Annotated in this window: 11 protein-coding genes and 1 pseudogene (1 of these 12 running past the window's edge); 7 read left to right on the top strand and 5 right to left on the bottom strand. The window is 40.8% G+C overall.

The genetic code is table 11. The features are described from left to right. Window positions 1-7: 7 nt before the first annotated feature. The 4 genes from LEP1GSC190_RS04045 (at window position 8) to LEP1GSC190_RS04030 (ending at window position 8183) form a co-directional block, all read left to right on the top strand. The gene (locus LEP1GSC190_RS04045) at window positions 8-3067 is read left to right on the top strand and encodes an efflux RND transporter permease subunit (RefSeq protein WP_173380603.1); all 3060 of its coding nucleotides are present in this window, start codon (window positions 8-10) and stop codon (window positions 3065-3067) included. 4 nt (window positions 3068-3071) lie between these two features. Then, window positions 3072-6254: an efflux RND transporter permease subunit gene (locus LEP1GSC190_RS04040; protein WP_036048325.1), complete on the top strand. Its 3183-nt coding sequence runs from the start codon at window positions 3072-3074 to the stop codon at window positions 6252-6254. Between the two features lie 15 nt (window positions 6255-6269). Beyond that, on the top strand, window positions 6270-6638 hold the full coding sequence (locus LEP1GSC190_RS04035; RefSeq protein WP_002748183.1) for a hypothetical protein: 369 nt from the start codon (window positions 6270-6272) through the stop codon (window positions 6636-6638). 186 nt (window positions 6639-6824) lie between these two features. After that, complete coding sequence (locus LEP1GSC190_RS04030; RefSeq protein WP_036048322.1) at window positions 6825-8183, top strand: acyl-CoA--6-aminopenicillanic acid acyltransferase; 1359 nt, start codon at window positions 6825-6827, stop codon at window positions 8181-8183. On the opposite strand, the gene LEP1GSC190_RS04025 is transcribed toward LEP1GSC190_RS04030, so the two are convergent. Then, window positions 8170-8883 carry a TerC family protein gene (locus tag LEP1GSC190_RS04025; protein ID WP_002763405.1) on the bottom strand — a complete coding sequence of 238 codons (714 nt, stop codon included), beginning with the start codon at window positions 8881-8883 and terminating at the stop codon, window positions 8170-8172. The two genes, LEP1GSC190_RS04030 and LEP1GSC190_RS04025, sit on opposite strands and share 14 nt — an antisense overlap. Window positions 8884-8958: 75 nt before the next feature. On the opposite strand from LEP1GSC190_RS04025, the gene LEP1GSC190_RS04020 reads away from it, so the two are divergent. Continuing rightward, entirely contained in the window at window positions 8959-9522 is a 564-nt protein-coding gene (locus LEP1GSC190_RS04020) for a SelL-related redox protein (RefSeq protein ID WP_002748191.1), read from the top strand. A 2-nt stretch (window positions 9523-9524) separates the two neighbouring features. On the opposite strand, the gene LEP1GSC190_RS04015 is transcribed toward LEP1GSC190_RS04020, so the two are convergent. Continuing rightward, the gene (locus LEP1GSC190_RS04015) at window positions 9525-9959 is read right to left on the bottom strand and encodes a universal stress protein (protein WP_002748169.1); all 435 of its coding nucleotides are present in this window, start codon (window positions 9957-9959) and stop codon (window positions 9525-9527) included. Window positions 9960-10117: 158 nt separating this feature from the next. On the opposite strand from LEP1GSC190_RS04015, the gene LEP1GSC190_RS04010 reads away from it, so the two are divergent. Together LEP1GSC190_RS04010 and LEP1GSC190_RS20980 are read left to right on the top strand one after the other, a co-directional pair. After that, window positions 10118-10966: a sigma-70 RNA polymerase sigma factor region 4 domain-containing protein gene (locus LEP1GSC190_RS04010; protein WP_002748150.1), complete on the top strand. Its 849-nt coding sequence runs from the start codon at window positions 10118-10120 to the stop codon at window positions 10964-10966. 868 nt (window positions 10967-11834) lie between these two features. Further along, window positions 11835-11954: pseudogene (locus tag LEP1GSC190_RS20980) on the top strand (IS481 family transposase); the annotation flags it as partial. Window positions 11955-12228: 274 nt separating this feature from the next. Here LEP1GSC190_RS20980 and rpsG read toward each other — a convergent pair. The 3 genes from rpsG to rpoC all read right to left on the bottom strand — a co-directional run. Next, window positions 12229-12702 carry a 30S ribosomal protein S7 gene (gene rpsG, locus LEP1GSC190_RS03995; protein ID WP_002748192.1) on the bottom strand — a complete coding sequence of 158 codons (474 nt, stop codon included), beginning with the start codon at window positions 12700-12702 and terminating at the stop codon, window positions 12229-12231. A gap of 16 nt (window positions 12703-12718) precedes the next feature. Then, window positions 12719-13093 carry a 30S ribosomal protein S12 gene (gene rpsL, locus LEP1GSC190_RS03990; RefSeq protein ID WP_001142358.1) on the bottom strand — a complete coding sequence of 125 codons (375 nt, stop codon included), beginning with the start codon at window positions 13091-13093 and terminating at the stop codon, window positions 12719-12721. A gap of 256 nt (window positions 13094-13349) precedes the next feature. Then, on the bottom strand, window positions 13350-15101 hold the 3' end of the coding sequence (gene rpoC, locus LEP1GSC190_RS03985; protein WP_002748159.1) for a DNA-directed RNA polymerase subunit beta'. Its footprint extends 2457 nt past the window's final position; 1752 of the gene's 4209 nt are visible here — the last part of the coding sequence; the start codon falls outside the window, past its right edge; it ends in the stop codon at window positions 13350-13352.

Raw genomic sequence — 15101 nt, 5'->3', positions numbered from 1 at the left:
TTTGTCCGTGATTGAATTTTTCTTAAGAAGAAAGGTAACGACATTAGTCGTATTCTTCTTACTCGTCCTGTTCGGATACGTAGGGCTGACAAAATTAAAGATGGAACTCCTTCCTGATGTAAGTTTTCCGTCTCTCACGATCGTAACGGTTTATAGCAACGTGGCTCCGACGGAAATCGAATCCTTAGTGACCAAACCCATTGAGGAAATCCTTTCCTCCGTGGGAGGCGTCGACAGAATTTTATCCGAATCAATCGAGGGAATATCTATCGTAACGGTAAGATTTCGATGGGGAACCGAAATCGACCAAGCATTGATTCAAGTCAGGGAAAAACTGGACTTGGTCAAAGGTTCACTGCCTCAGGACGTAAAAAAATCCATCGTAATTCGTTTCGATCCGAATAGCGCGCCTATCATGCAGATTGCAGTCAAAACAAACGGTATCGATTTGAAAGACGTTCGACTATTTTTACGTAAAAACGTAATTCCATATTTCGAGCGCGTGGACGGTGTAGCAGCCATCTCATTATCCGGAGGATTTGAAAGACAAATTCAGGTTAACGTAGATAAAGGAAGATTAGAAGCTCATAATATACGAATTCAAGATTTGGTCAATCAAATCGATTCCAGCAATTTCGGATTTCCCGCCGGTAACGTAAGGGAAGGAGATAAAGAAATATTAGTTCGGACCGACGGACTTTTCCCTTCGGTCACCTCCATTGAGGATACGGTAGTTGGGGTTACAAAGGCCGGAGTTCCCATTTATCTCGGGACCGTAGGCGATGTAAAAGATACTTTCAAAGAAAGAACCAGCATCAGTGGTTTAATGGACGAGGAATGTATTTCTATGGTTCTGAAAAAGGAATCCGGAAAAAATACGGTATCGGTCGCGTCCGACTTGAGGGATTTAATCAAGGAACTGAACGAAAAATTCGGGGACAAGATTCATTTTCAAATCATATCGGATCAATCGATATTGATCGAAGACTCCATCGCTTCCGTTGCCTGGGCGGGAATCCTTGCGGTGATCATTTGTTATTGTGTATTGAGCTTTTTCTTAGGAAATATCAGGGAACCGATCGTCGTCATCAGCGCGGTGCCCATTTCGGTCATGGCAACTTTTTTGATGATGTTCGGGTTCGGTCTTACGATCAATACGATGTCGTTAGGCGGATTAGCTATCGGAGTTGGAATGGTTGTCGATTCCGCAACAGTCGTTTTAGAATCAATAGCTTCTAAAAAGAAAACGGTCTCGGATCCAATTCAAGCAAGTATCGAAGGAACAAAAGAGGTATTCGGATCCATTCTGGGATCAACGATCACAAGCGTTGTTGTATTCCTGCCAATCCTATTCGTTGAAGGTATCGCCGCCGAAATTTTCGGGGAGTTCGCATTAACAATTTCATTTTCGCTCATCTCCTCACTTTTTACCTCGGCAACGCTTGTGCCCGTTTTAACACAATACGATTTCTTTTCGAAAGGAGTGGGAACGTTTCCGAAAGCAATCGAAATTCGCAGAGAAAAAATCCTCTCCACAATCAGGAACTCTTTCGCGTCTATGGCAGTTTTTTTCATCCGAAGGAAAATTTTCGCCGTATACGTAGGGTTAGGTTCCGTACTTGTAGCAGGTTTGTTTTTCATCGTGATTCCGAAAGAAATGCTGACCGAGATTGATCAGGGAGAATTCTACATCGATATCGTTTCACCAGAAGGATCCAATCTAAATTATACAAAAAAAGTCGTAGATATGATCACAAAAAAGCTCACTCAAGATAAAACGGTTGAAACCGCATTTTCAAGAATCGGATACGAGGAAAAGGATATCATATTAAATCCAAAAGGGGATTTCGGTCTGAATCGAGCTTCAATCTTTGTCAAACTCTCTGATAAAAACAAAGCCGAGAAGTTTTTAATAGGATTCTCTAAGGAACTATCGGAGATAGAAAAAAATTATCGTTCTAAAATTGGAACTCGAATGGCCGGTAGTGTGTTAGGCGGTATTTTCGGTTCCGGCGGTGGAGGAATCTCCGTGGAAATTTCGGGACAAGATTTAAATCTCATCCGTAAAATCGCAAGCGAAGTCGAAAACGAATTGGTCTCAACGAACAAAACGATTTCCGTTTCCTCGTCGGCTCGGGAAGAAACTCCCCAATTAAAAGTGGAATTGGACCGAGAAAAGATGGCTTACTTCGGCTTAAGCGTGGAGGATATAGCGACCACACTAAAAACGTCCATCAAAGGAGATATCGCCACAAGATTTAGAGAAAACGATTTCGAATACGATGTATTAGTTCGATTTCGATCGGTGGATAGACTTGGATTCGATTCACTACGCGAAATTCCGATTCGTTTACCAAGCGGAAAAAACATTTTCTTAGACGCGATAGCGGAAGTGTCACAAACAAAAACCTTACGTAAAATAATGCGGTTAGAGGGAAAGAGAATCGCGATCGTATCCGCTGTTCCTAAGGAATCGGCGGAAATCATAGAACAAAAGATTTCGGAGATCATTACACGTTTTGAAAAAGATAAGGACATCTCCGTTCTTCCAGGCGAAATTGCAAAAGAAACGAACAAATCCTTCGAAGCCTTGGCCTGGGCCGGTATTTTCGCATTAATTTTGGTCTACATGACCTTAGCGTCTCAGTTTGAAAATTTAATTTTACCGTTAGTTGTAATGGTATCAATCGTGATGGTGGGATCCGGTTCCCTGATGTTTTTAATATCCTCGGGCAATTCATTGAATATAGTTTCAGGAATGGGAATGGTCATGTTAAGCGGGCTAGTAGTTAATAATGCGATCATTCTAATAGAGTTTTTCACCTTGGCCGATAAGGGGAAAAATGTTGAAGAAGCAGTATATGCTACGATCTATCGGAGAATCGACACTATCCTTAATACCACTCTGACTACGGTTTTAGGACTTTTGCCGGCAGCGCTTGCAATCGGCGGAGAATCTCCTCAAGAACCGATGGCCTTAGCGGTGTTAGGCGGCTTAACGGCTTCCACCATTTTTACTGTAGTTATCATACCGGCGGCTTATTTTTCGATCGTAAAACAGAAATAGATAAATGGATTCTTTAATCGGTCTATTATATAGAAGACATATAACAACGTTTATGTTGTTTATAGCGGTCGGGATTTTTGGATTGATTTCCATTCCAAGACTGCCTATTTCGTTAATGCCTCCGTCCAGTTCGCCGGCTATCACCATACTGACTCGATATCCCGGAATTTCACCCAGTAAAATCGAAGAAATCATAACGAAGCCGATAGAAGAACAGATTTCCGGCGTAGGCGGAATCGAAGATATACTATCCTCTTCCGAAGAAGGGGAATCGAGAATCAACGTCATATTCAAACCCGGCACTAAAGTCTCGTATCGTTCCCTTGAAGTACGTTCTAAGATCGATCTCATACGAGGTAATTTTCCCAGAGAAGTGGAAGAGCCCGCCATTCTCAGATACGATCCGACTAACAAACCGATCTTCATTGTAAAACTCGAATCCGAAAAATACAAATTGAAAGAATTGAGAGAATTCGGTGAGAACAAATATAAAAAGAAGTTCGAAAGAATCGACGGAGTAAGTGAAATTCACGTCGGAGGTGGATTTCAAAGAGAGATAAACATAGATATAGACAAAGGTAAGTTATTACAGACCGGAGTCGGGTTGGAAGAAGTCTTATCCAAGATCAGAACTGCAAACGTAGACGTTCCTGCCGGAAATTTACTGATCGGAGACAACTATATCAATATACGAGTGATCGGTAAGCTGATTCAAATTAAAGAGATCGGAAAAATACCGATTACAATCGGCAAATCGGAACAAATTGTTTACTTATCAGATATATCGAATGTGAAGGATGGATTCAGAGAAAAGGAAGACATAGCAAGAGACGCAGGTAAAGAAGTCGTATCCGTTTATATCCAAAAAGCTGGCGATGCAAATTCACTAGCGTTATGTGAAGAACTCCGAAAGGAACTTTCCTCGATTCGTATAGAAGGGATTCAACAAAGTATCAACTATGATCAATCTCAGACGATCAAAACGGCCATCGCAAAAGTTGCGGATTCCGCTATCTCGGGAGGCATAATCGCAGTCGTCGTATTGTTTCTTTTTTTAAGGAACTTCTACGCTACAATTCTCGTATCCGTATCAATTCCACTTTCGATTATTTCAACGTTCGGACTGATGTATTTTTTCAACGTAGGAATTAACGTTATCTCCCTTTGTGGTTTAGCTTTGGGCGTAGGAATGCTTGTAGATTGTTCGGTAGTGGTTATCGACCGTATCTTTTTTGTACACCACGAAAACGGATTCGTAGAAGATGGAATTTTAAAAGCCTCTTCCGGATTATCGAAGGAATTGTTCGCGTCCGTTTTAACTAGCATTGCCGTTTTTTTTCCGATCTTTTTCAGTTCCCGGGAGCTACGAGATCTCTACGGAGGCCTGGCAATTACCGTTTCAGCGTCATTGGTTACCTCTTTAATCGTATCCCTGACTTTTCTGCCTACTCTTGCCAAATTTATTTTAACGAAAGAGAGCCGATTTCAAACCCTCGTTCCACCACAGTACGTTCTTACATATATTTCGAAAATGAAATCTTATATTGAAACCGAAATGTATCATAAGATTCTATCTTGGCTTAAAATTTTGCGGCGTCATCAAACGAAATTAAATCCCAAATCGCCGGATCAACATGAGCTTCTCCGATTTGATTTAACAAAATCTTTACGGTTTCTACTCAAACATTATAAAAAAACTGCGCTTTACTCCACAGCGATCATCGTAGTCTGTTTTTGTCTTTCTTATTTTTTAAAACAGGAATACATTGATCCAACCGATTCCAACGAAATCAGCGCTTCGTTGGAAGTAGAAACGGGAACCCACCTTGATGCGACTGATTTGATCACAAAGAATGTGGAAAGGGTAATCGAAAATAATCCAAACGTGGAAAAAGTATCCTCCAAAGTTGAAAAATGGCATTCGGATCTGATGATAAAGTTAAAACCCGTTTCTTCCCGGGAAGGTAAATCAGCCAATGACGTTATAACCGAACTAAAAAAGGAAACAGACGAGCTAAAGAACGCATTTGTATTTTATACCGAATCCGGTGCCGGAGAAGGGTCAAAAGAAATCGATATTGAAATTATAGGAGACGAAGCTGAAACGATCAAAGAATTAGCCAAAGAATCTGCAAAAGAAGTAGGAGGGATACCCGGAATTCAGCAAGTTGCCCTTCGTTTTAAAGAAGGAAAAGATCAAATCACGTTTTCTATCGATAAAGTGAAAGCCTCACAATCCGGATTGCTACCCAATCAAATCGCAAACTTTATGAAAACTGCATATACTGGCTCTATTCCCACTAAATTTTACGATAAAGATAAGGAGATCGACATTCGAGTCCGATTTTCCGAGGAAGACAGAGAAGGTCCTGAGTCGGTTTTTGGAGTCGCAATTCCCTCTTCTCTCTCGAAAACGCCCTTGATTGAACTTAGTTCGATCAAAAAGGAAAAAGCAGAATCCAGGATTTATAGAAAAAATAAACGAAGAACTTATGGACTCACCGCTAAGTTAGGCGATATTGATACCGGTTCGGCCGTTATCAAAATTGAAGCCGCTTTAAAAAAAATTTCTTTTCCGGAAAATTATCATTACGAAATGACCGGAAATTACAAAAAACTGAAAGAGAGTAAAACCGAGATGATCCATTTAATCATTTTGGCCTTTATCATAATCGTTTGTATTTTATCATCTTTATTCGAGTCCTTTTTACTTCCGTTTCTAATCATACTTACCATTCCATTCTCGGCAGCGGGAGTAATTTTAACTTTATTTGTGTTTCGTATGTCCTTAAATATATCCGTATATATCGGTTTCGTTATGTTGGCCGGAATTACCGTGAACAATTCGATATTAATTGTGGAGACTTTTTTAGAAAAATTGAAATCAAATCGATATTACGAAATTGACGAATTATTAACCGAAGGAATCCGAGAGCGAATTCGTCCAATCCTGATCACAACCATAACCACGGTCCTGGGACTACTTCCGTCCGTCTTGGATTCGGGAGAAGGAAGCCAACTGTGGAGACCCCTTGCTGTGACGGTAGTCGCAGGATTGTCCATCTCGACGGCTCTTACAATACTCTTATTTCCCGCATTTTTTAAAATTGCGGTTCCTTATCTTCTGGAAGATCATAAAAGTATTCCGCTACAAAATAAAATCAAAAAACGTTCTAAAAAAATATGAAGGAGATCCAAGACGATGGAGCCTATCGGTATATGTTTTGAAGATGAATACATTAAGGAAAACTTATATTCTGGAAAGAAAATTCCGATCTTTTTTAGAAATCATATTAGGGATTGCGATCTCTGTCAGGAGAAAGCGAAAATGTTCCATTTTGAAAATTTCATTCCGAAAAGCTCATTCGGAAAAGATTTTACGAAAGTGATAGCTTCATGGAAAACCGGGCTTTCGGACAATTCCCCAAATAACCAGGATATTTTTCCAAATTCCAATCATGTCTATGATACGATACTATTTCAATTCGTGTACAAACACAGGCTTTGGATTTATATAATCGGCTACCTTTCCGTGATAATTGCATTTTCATACTACTGGTTCTTGTTGTAGGTCGAGAAGATACGATTTCGCCAAGTTTATCTCTAAACTTACTTGTACTTGAACAATAAGTTTAACACTAGGTTTTGGGATAGACTCTAAAGTTCAATGGAGACCCCTTTTTAGTATCCGTGTAAAGTTCTGTAATTACGCAAAAACAGCTTGCCAATTCGTTCCTTACAAGGAATTTCACGCATCATGTGTGATACATTTGTCGCCACGCCATCTTTTACCGGAAATGGTTCGATGATCTTTGGAAAGAATTCGGACAGGGAGCCTAACGAGGCCCAGGCTCTATTGAGAGTTCTACCGCACTTACGGGAAGCCGAAACTTTCTGTACTTATATACAAGTTCCCGGAGTAAAACAAACTCAGGAAATCATTCTTTCCAAACCTTTTCAGATGTGGGGAGCGGAGATGGGAGCGAACGCTTCCGGAGTCGTGATCGGAAACGAAGCGGTCTTTACAAAAATCCCTTTTGAAAAAAAGAACCAAGGACTCACTGGAATGGACCTATTGCGTCTCGCTTTGGAAAGAAGTAAAGACGCCGAGACTGCGAGAGAAACGATTCTTCAACTTTTAGAACGATTCGGTCAGGATGCTTGCGGCGGTTATATGAATTCTTCTTTTTACTACCATAACAGTTTTTTGATCGCAGATTTTCGAAATGCGTTCGTATTGGAAACCGCCGGAAAGTTCTGGGCTTGGAAAAGGATCGAAGGTTTTTATTCGATTTCCAACGGACTGACTTTGGAAGACGATTACGACGCGATTCATCCGAAAGCGATCGAATTCGCTTCCAAAAAGGATTGGGTGAAAAAAGGAGAAACATTCTCTTTTCGCAAAGCGTTCTCGGATTCTTTTTTTACTTTTTTCAGCAAGTGTAGAACGAGAATGGAAAAAACCAGAACGATGGGGGCATTCAAAAAAGGGAATTTAGACGTACATGCCGCGACGGAGATTCTCAGAACGGAAGGAGAACCGTTGCAAATGGCGGACTTTTATCCTTCTTCCTCGGATATGGGCTCGGTTTGTCTTCATGCCACTGGTCCGATTACACCTAACGGTACTACCGCTTCTTTAGTCGCCGAGTTGAAACCGAATCTTTCTAAAAACCGTTTTTGGTTTACCGGAACTTCGATTCCTTCCATTTCTTTTTATTTGCCAGCTGGTTTTTCAGGAATAAGTTTTTTAGAAAAGAGTTTTGAACAACCCGGTTCTAAATTGGATACTTCACTTTGGTGGACCCACGAAAAGTTCTACAGAAAGATCCAGCGATTTTATCCCGATGCGAAAAGACTCGTGCAACCTCGGATTGCCGCTTTGGAAAAAGAATGGTTCCGGGAATTGAAAAAGTTGGAAAAGAATCCAACCCCTTCGAAAGGTTTGGATTCTTTGAGTGAAAGAGCCGTTAAAATGGCTCTTCAAGAATATAGGTTTTGGGATGAGAATTTGTTAATCGAACTGAGTAAAAATCGGCCTAAAAAAACATTCGCGCCTTTCTATAATCTACAGTGGTCTTACTGGAATCGAAAAGCGGGCATCATTGTCTCTTAGCATTTGCCTTGCGAATTCTCATATTAATCAATTCCACACCAAGTGAAAAGGCCATGGAAAAATACACGTATCCTTTCGGTATGTGAAAGTGAAGCCCGTCTGCAAATAACATCGCTCCGATCATGATCAGAAACGAAAGCGCCAAAACTTTCATCGTAGGATGTTCGTTGATGAAATCGCTGACCGTTCCGGAAAAAACGAGCATAACAATCATCGAAAGAATTACCGCTGCTACCATCACTTGAAACTGACCTGAGAGCCCGACCGCGGTCACGATCGAATCTACGGAAAAAATGATATCGAGAAGAATCAATTGAAGGATTACCCCCCAGAAAGAAATTTTTTCCTTTTTGGGCTTTTCCTCTTCGATTCCTTCCACTTTGCCGTGGATTTCACTCGTACTCTTTGCGATTAAAAACAGACCTCCTCCTAGCATAATCAAGTCCCTGCCTGAGATTACGAAATCGGCGATTGTGACAAGAGGCACTGTCAAGGATGCGATCCAACTGACTGCGAATAACAAGCCGATTCTAAATCCCAGAGCCAAGGTGAGACCGAGATTTCTTGCTTGATTTTGTCTATTTTTGGGAAGTTTACCGGAAACGATCGAAAGAAAAACAATATTGTCGATTCCAAGAACGATTTCCATCAGGGTAAGGGTCAGAATTGCGACAACTTTATCGAGTGTGAGTAGTTCCATGCAGAGCAATTAATTTTTCGAAAACAAAGAAATCAATCGATTTACAAAGGAATTTAAGGAGGCATACTTGTAGGCATGAAGTTTCTTCCGGAAAGTTTCGAAATAAGAGAAGCGGTCGGAATTCATCTAAGGAGTAAGACAATTCTTCCCTGTTTACCCCCTTGTCTCAGTCTTTTGGTATTTTTAAGACATTCGGGATGTATCTTCAGCCGGGAGGCGATTGCCGATCTTAAGAAAATTTTCGAAACCTGTCTTTCTTTTCCACCAATCCTGTTTTTTTTTCCGGGAAATCTAGGAGATTGTGAAAGATTCTTTGAAGGAGTTTGGAAAGACGCTTGTGTCGTTTCCGATCCCGAAACGGAATTCTATCAAGACTTGGAGCTAAAAACCGCCAACATAATTCAACTTGCGAGTCCCGAAGTATTGATTGGAACTGCAAGAGCCGCACTCAAGGGACATTTTTATGGAATTCCGGGAAGCAACACATTGCAGATGCCCGGAGTGTTTCTTGTGGTTCGAGATCGTATCGTATGGGAACATAGATATAGACATATCGGAGATCATCCCGATTGGAAAAATCTTCCAGGGGTGACACTTTTACCGGGACCGGAATTCAATCCTGGTGTATTACCCGCCTAGTTTTAGCGGACGACCGTAACCGAACAAGTCGCGTGATGAACAATCCGATCCGAAACCGAACCCACTAAAAATCTTCCCACTGCAGAAAGACCTCTCGAACCGATTACAATCATATCATAATTCCCTTTTGTAGCCGTTTCCACGATCGTGTCCGCGGGATAACCTTCCAGGACCAGACGATCCCATTTGAGATCGGGGAACTCATCCAAAGGAGAATGAATCTTTTCGAATCTTTGTTCCGAAATCCATTTCACTCTATCTTTTCCTTCGGGAGCTTTTTCGTAATAACCGGGGAGAGGGCCGAATTCTTCAATAACTTCTAAAACCGTAAGATTTGCGTTTGCCGCTTTTGCGATTGCAATTGCCACTTCCAGCGCCTTTTTGGAACTCTCCGAACCGTCTACGGGGACTAAGATTTTTTTGATGAATCTTTGCATATTTTTTCTCTTCGCAAGGAGTGTATCTCTCCTAAATCCGTTTTCCAATCAAAAAATTAGAAATTTTAGATTTGTAAGGTCCGATTTTGATCAACCGGAGAATAAGGATTCCTATAAAAACTTGGACAAATAAGGCTTGATACGGATTTTTTTCAGTCATGCAACAAAAAACAGAATTGGATCGTATATTCATAAATTCTTATTTAGAATACAAAAACTTTGGCGATTCGAAAGCTTTGATAGAGCAAGCTTACTTTTGGATTCGTAGAATCGCGGTTCGTAAATATTCTTTAAGCGAGGACGGACGGAACGAGGTTTTGCTCAAGTTCATTCAGAAAATGGAATATTTTTCCGAACTTTACGAGACCCGAGGATTCGAAAATTTTTCCGCGTATGCTATCGTATTTTTAAAGCATCTCATATTGAATCAGTGGAAAAAGGAAATTCAATCTTCAAAAACGGAACCACTCTTTCTGGAACCGGACGGCTTGCCTGGATCGGTCGTTTACGAACCTGATTATAGTATGGAGCTTTCTCAGGATAGAATTTTCCTGCGAGAAATTTTACGAACTCTTGATCCAAGAGGTGTTCTGATACTTAAACTAAAACATAATTTGTTTCTAGAAAGAAAGGAGATTCTACTTTTGAAAAGTATTCTTTCCGCATCCGGAAATTCGGTTCAGGATTTTTTAAAGGAAAGAATGGAGAAAAGATTTATGGCTCGAAGCCAAGAATTGGCCCTTTTGGAAAGGATGGAAGTGTCTCATCAAATTCTTTTTTCCAAACGGGAGAACGCTGCGAGTTTTTCTTCCAAGGCAAAACAAAAACTTAGGAAAAAACTTTTGAGAGTCGAGATGATTTATACGTACGATGAAATTTCTCGTTGGTTCAGCTGGAACCATTCCGTAATCAAAAGGTTATATCTACAAACTATGAATTCTTTGAAAAACTCTCGCAAAGACTTGAAGTTTATCGCATTTCCGAACAAGAAAAAAAAATCTGCGTGATTAGGAATTCATGAATAAGAAGTTTTTGGAACTTAGTGCCCGTCTCAAAACTTCAAAATGTAGGAATTACTACAATCTTAAACGACAGGAAAAATCGCCAATGTGAGTAATCTGTAGGAACTCCCACGTTTTTTAGAAACTTGCTGGATCGTTTAGAGATATTTTTTTAAGGTTTTGAGACGGGTTCTTATTTCAAAAACTTCTTTCTGGCCGAACTTTCATATGATTTTAAAGACTATTTTTGAGATAAGTTTTCGTGGAATTTGGAACTCATATACATTTGCTCATTGTCATTTTCCATGACAACTTTTTCTAACTCCTGTCTTTTGCCTGAAATGCGTTTTCCTTTTTTTGAGAGAAAAAAAGGAAAATGAACAAAAAACAAAAGTTACTGATAAAAAAATCGAACCGTCGATTGCAAAGGTTCAGCGCACTATTGGATTGACGATTATAATTCCTTCGCACCACATAAGGGATTGCAAATGATGTCGCCGAAAGAATTTATAGAAAAAGAACTAACATTGGCTGTATGATTTTTGGGGGTAACTACAACATATAACAACTGGATTTTAACTTTAATACCAATATATTCAATTATTGAAAATGTAAAATAAATGGATAATAAATTAGGAAATTCATTATACCGGTTGATCTCAATTGAAAAGACTTCGAAATAACTTTTATCCTTTATAAGTTTTCCGAATATATTAGTGTTTATATAATATCTTGCGGTCAAATTTTTACCTTTCACTTATCAATAAATAACCGAATAGCTTGAAATTGTGGTAAAACAATTATTCAAATAAAATCTCCGACATTAGCGTTACATCGTATACAAGTATAGATTTTTATTTAACATACAGCGCAAAACTACGAACGTACGCATCAAGGCAAGTATTGTTTTGGTAAAACTCCGATTCAAACATTCCTTGACACGAAGGAATTAGCTAAGAATAAGTATCTCGACAACTTACAATTTTCGTTATAAACAAGAACGGAGTGTAAGATTAACTTCTAACTATTACAAATTATTTTCGGGGATCAATTGAATCTCGATTCTTCTTAAAGAACATTATTTACACAGCATTCCTTGATGAGTCTCGTTCTCTTTTCCAACTCCGCTTACGAACCACTCACAACGTTCCTCTGCTCATTAACCGAGTCGTCCTCTATACACCGCTCGACAAATAAAAAAGGAGAGGCGAACCTCTCCTTTTACGATCTGAAATAGGTTTCGATTTCCGAAACCTATAGAACTATTCTTACCAACGATAGTGACTGAACGCTTTGTTCGCTTCTGCCATCTTCCGGATATCTTCTTTTTTCTTGATAGCCGAACCGGTACCTTTTTGAGCCTCAATAAATTCTGCAGCCAGTTTGGAAGCCATTCCCTTTTCGTTTCTATCTCTGGAATAACGAATCAACCAGCGAATACCGAGAGCCAGTCTTCTTTCAGGACGGACTTCAATCGGAACCTGGTACGTAACCCCGCCCACTCTTCTGGACTTTACTTCCACTTGTGGTTTAGCATTTTCTAATGCTTCCCGAAAAGTAGTGTAAGGATCGTTACCTGTTTTTTTCTGAATGATCTCAAGCGCATCATAGAATAATTTCTCAGCTACGGATTTACCACCACTTAACATTAGGCAGTTAATAAACTTCGCAACTTGAACGTCGTTGTAAACCGGATCCGGAGTGATTTTCCGTGGTTCGACTTTTCCTCTTCTTCTAGACATGATTCAATTCTCCCGATTAAGCCTTAGGACGTTTCGCACCGTATTTGGAGCGACCGTTTCTTCTCTTATCCACACCCAAGGTGTCGAGGGTTCCGCGAATGATATGATAACGAACCCCAGGAAGATCTTTTACCCTTCCGCCGCGAATCAGAACCACGTTGTGTTCCTGAAGGTTATGTCCCTCACCGGGAATGTATGCGGTAACTTCGATTCCGGTCGTTAAACGAACCCTTGCGACTTTTCTCAAAGCCGAGTTCGGTTTTTTAGGAGTAAACGTCATTACTCTCGTACAAACTCCTCTTCTTTGAGGAGAGCTTTTTAACGCAGGAGATTTCGTTCTCTTCTTCTGCTTTTGCCTGCCGTGGCGAATCAATTGACTGATTGTTGGCATGAATATCCTTCTCTAAAAAAATTTCAGATCGTTTTTACCAGATCGTCAAACACTCTCGATTTGTAAAGTGAATGACGATCATTCTCATCAGGCTGAACTCAAGAGGTAAAATCCCTCGGAACTTGGCCCTTTCCATCTACCAAGACTCTCTGTTTCGTTTGATTTTGAAAGAGAGAGTCGCAAATATTTCTTTTTCGATAACCAAAGTTTCGCGGACTCGCACAAAATAAAAACCTATAACGTCCTACTTTGTATTTCATTCATCCGAATCGTCCGCAATCGCTTGAGGGATTTCTTCTTCCTCTTCTTCTTCGAGAGGACGATCGAGATCCCCATAAGTGGATTTGAAAACCGCGATATCCTTATATTTCTTCGTTCCGGTTCCCGCAGGAATCATATGACCGATGATGACGTTCTCTTTGAGACCCATCAGGTTATCGGTCTTACCTTTGATTGCCGCGTCGGTAAGAACCTTGGTGGTTTCCTGGAAGGAAGCCGCCGAAAAAAAGGATTCCGTGTTCAAGGATGCTTTTGTAAGTCCGAGAAGAATCGGAACCGAATCCGCAGGAGAACCACCTTCCGCGATCACTCTTTTGTTTTCTTCGTTAAACACAAGTCTGTCGATTTGTTGCTGATTTACGAAACCGGTATCTCCGGAGTCGGTAATCAGAACTTTTCGGAGCATCTGACGAACCACAACCTCGATGTGTTTATCATTGATATGAACCCCTTGCAGCCTGTAGACCTCTTGGACTTCCTGAACGAGATACACTTGAAGCGCAGTCACGCCTTTGACTCGGAGAATATCGTGAGGATCGAGATTACCGTCGTCGATCTGGTCTCCTCTCTTCACGAAGTCTCCATTACGAACCCGAATCTGTTTACCGATCGGAATCGCAACCTTTACTCTTTCCTGATCCGGATTGTCCGGATGGATATAAAGAATCCGTTTTTCTTTTACGATCTCACCACTAATTTCGATCTTACCGTCCGTTTCAGCAAGAGTGGTCGCATCCTTAGGTCTTCTCGCTTCAAAAAGTTCGTCGACTCTTGGAAGTCCCCCGGTGATATCCCGAGTTTTTTCAGCGACCGTAGGAATTTTGAAAAGAATGTCTCCGGCTTTCACCTTGTCCCCGTCTTGAACGGAAATGATCGCATCCACAGGAACCGAGTATTCTTCTCTTGAGCTTCCGGAAATGACCGTGATTCTCGGGTTGAGTTTTTCTCTTCTTTGTTCGATTACTTTCAGAAGAATGTTAGATGTTTTGACGTCCTCGTCTCTTCTAACGTTCTTACCGATTTCCAGATCCATCCACTGAATACTTCCGTCGATCTCGGAAATCCCCACTTCGTTGTAAGGGTCGAACTCTGCGAGAGGTTGATTTGGAGTCGTGATATCGTTTACTTTTACGTTGACGACAGTTCCGGTTTTCACTGGAATCACGGCTTCTTCTCCCAAGATGCGGAAAAGACCTTTTTCGATATGAATGGTTCCCGGCATTTCGGAGGTGATATTTTCTCCGTTCGGAGAAGTAGCCACCAATTCTCCCTTGTCAACTTTCTGTCCGTTTTCAACGCGTAAGTTGGAGAGTTCTTCTATTTTGTATTGTTGGATCAATCTTTGGATTACGATCGAACCGCGACGAGAAAATACACTCTGTGATTTTTCGTTCGTAATCAAACGTCCGTTGATGTTGTTGATAATCGCCGTGTAAGAAACTTTGTGTTCCTTCTCTTGAACTTTTGCGGACGCCGCACCACCAATGTGGAAGGTTCTCATCGTCAACTGAGTTCCAGGCTGACCGATGGACTGAGCCGCGATAGTTCCCACCGCTTCCCCGATTTCTGCAGGAATGAGTCTCGCCATGTCCATACCGTAACAGCAGATACAAACCCCTTGTTTGGATTCGCAAGTCAGAGGAGAACGAACTCGGATCTTATCGTAGCCTAAGTTTTCGATTTTCTGTCCGACCTCTCTCGTGATCAGAGTGTTTCTCGGATACACAAC

The sequence above is a fragment of the Leptospira mayottensis 200901116 genome, from assembly GCF_000306675.2.
GTDB classification, from domain to species: domain Bacteria; phylum Spirochaetota; class Leptospiria; order Leptospirales; family Leptospiraceae; genus Leptospira; species Leptospira mayottensis.
The sequence above is the reverse complement of the archived record's forward strand: the minus strand, read 5'-3'. Positions and strand labels throughout refer to the sequence as shown.

What these genes read in the sequence shown, in the direction of transcription:
- LEP1GSC190_RS04030 (WP_036048322.1), top strand. Translation starts at nt 6,825, where the DNA reads ATGTGTGATACATTTGTCGCCACGCCATCTTTTACCGGAAATGGTTCG.
- LEP1GSC190_RS04035 (WP_002748183.1), top strand. Translation starts at nt 6,270, where the DNA reads ATGGAGCCTATCGGTATATGTTTTGAAGATGAATACATTAAGGAAAAC.
- LEP1GSC190_RS04020 (WP_002748191.1), top strand. Translation starts at nt 8,959, where the DNA reads ATGAAGTTTCTTCCGGAAAGTTTCGAAATAAGAGAAGCGGTCGGAATT.
- LEP1GSC190_RS04040 (WP_036048325.1), top strand. Translation starts at nt 3,072, where the DNA reads ATGGATTCTTTAATCGGTCTATTATATAGAAGACATATAACAACGTTT.
- LEP1GSC190_RS04010 (WP_002748150.1), top strand. Translation starts at nt 10,118, where the DNA reads ATGCAACAAAAAACAGAATTGGATCGTATATTCATAAATTCTTATTTA.
- LEP1GSC190_RS04015 (WP_002748169.1), bottom strand. Translation starts at nt 9,959, where the DNA reads ATGCAAAGATTCATCAAAAAAATCTTAGTCCCCGTAGACGGTTCGGAG.
- rpsL (WP_001142358.1), bottom strand. Translation starts at nt 13,093, where the DNA reads ATGCCAACAATCAGTCAATTGATTCGCCACGGCAGGCAAAAGCAGAAG.
- rpsG (WP_002748192.1), bottom strand. Translation starts at nt 12,702, where the DNA reads ATGTCTAGAAGAAGAGGAAAAGTCGAACCACGGAAAATCACTCCGGAT.
- LEP1GSC190_RS04025 (WP_002763405.1), bottom strand. Translation starts at nt 8,883, where the DNA reads ATGGAACTACTCACACTCGATAAAGTTGTCGCAATTCTGACCCTTACC.